The sequence below is a fragment of the Roseateles sp. P5_E11 genome, from assembly GCF_054049355.1.
Genome location: NZ_JBFUMO010000992.1, coordinates 1 through 1,272 on the forward strand (window position 1 = coordinate 1; position 1,272 = coordinate 1,272).

At 66.2% G+C, this 1,272-nt stretch carries 2 protein-coding genes; both read right to left on the reverse strand.

Annotated elements, in window-relative coordinates:
• A partial coding sequence (locus tag ACXJKR_RS32785) for an ABC transporter substrate-binding protein (protein WP_457326420.1) occupies positions 1–789 on the reverse strand: 789 nt, incomplete at its 3' end.
• Between the two features lie 157 nt (positions 790–946).
• On the reverse strand, positions 947–1,272 hold a 326-nt coding region (locus ACXJKR_RS32790), incomplete at its 5' end, for a hypothetical protein (RefSeq protein WP_457326421.1).

A 1,272-nucleotide genomic window follows, 5' to 3' on the forward strand; every position in this document is an offset into this window, starting at 1 on the left:
GAAGGAGGCCGACAGCGTCATGTAATTGAACATGCCCTGGCTGCCCGGCTGCAGCGCCAGCACGATGCCGTGATCCGGCGTGCCATCGCCATTCATGTCCTGGCCGTTGAAGTACTCGACCTCGTCGCGCAACTGCGCCCAGGTCTGCGGCACCGCCAGCGGGTAGCCGTACTTCTGCCTGAACGCCGCCTGGTGCCGCGGGTGATTCAGCAGGTCGCGCCGGTAGTACAGCACCTGACCGTCGTGGTCGTAGGCGACCATGTACTTCTTGCCGCCGTAGGACAGCAGGGTGCGCGGGCCGGGCAGTACGTCGTCGATGTCCCACTTCGGAAATCGCGGGTCGTTGTAGAACTTCTCATACGACAGCAGGTGCCCGCCAGCCACCATGTCGCCGACCCACCAGGCAGCGGCAATCGACGCGTCGTACTTGCCGGTGTGGGTGGTCATGTCCGAGATGATGGTCGGGTAGTGCTCCACGCCGGCCAAGCGCACGATGTCGAGCTGAGCGCCGGTGGCCGCCTCGAACTCCTGCTTCACTTCGAGCAGCGCCACGCTGATCGCGCTCTTGGTGGCGATCACCGTCACCTTCTGACCCGCAAACAGGCACGTACCCGGCGCGCAGGCTGGCAGGACACGCGGCACGGGGACATCGTTGGCCTGGCCAACCGTGACGGTGGTGCTCTCGGGCCTGACGGGCGCGTTCGCCTCCGGGCCGTCAGCGGCCTGTGCCAGCGGGATCCAGCCGGTCAACAGCACCAGGCATGCACCCATGAGCCTGCTCAGAGTCATGTCGCCTCCATGAGGCCGGGGGTGCGTCGATATCGGAGGGCCTTGCGCAACCCACCGAATCGAGCCAAGCCGTGCTCACCAACCTCGATCCCACTCTATTCCACATCTCCAGTCCGCGGATTGGTGTTTGGCCGTACCGGCCCCTGTGCCGCTCGAGTCACCATTCCTGGGTCAGCGTCAGGCGAACATTGCGGCCAAACAGCGGTCGGCCATAGATGGCATCGGCCGAACCCTGCCCGGCCACCGCATCGGCGCGCGGGTTGCCTTCGGTCAGGCCCTTGGCGTTGGTGGCGTTGTCCACCATCAGCTGCACGGTGGTGCCGCCCCTGCTGGCCGACGTGCCCAGCGCCAGGGTCTGGTAGGCCGGCAGCGCCGTCGTGTTCTGCAGATCGACGTAGCGCCTTCCGGTGAAGTTGAAGCGGGCGTAGGCGCTGGCCTGCCAGTCCGCCACGGCGAAGTGGACAGTGGGACGGATATTGCCCC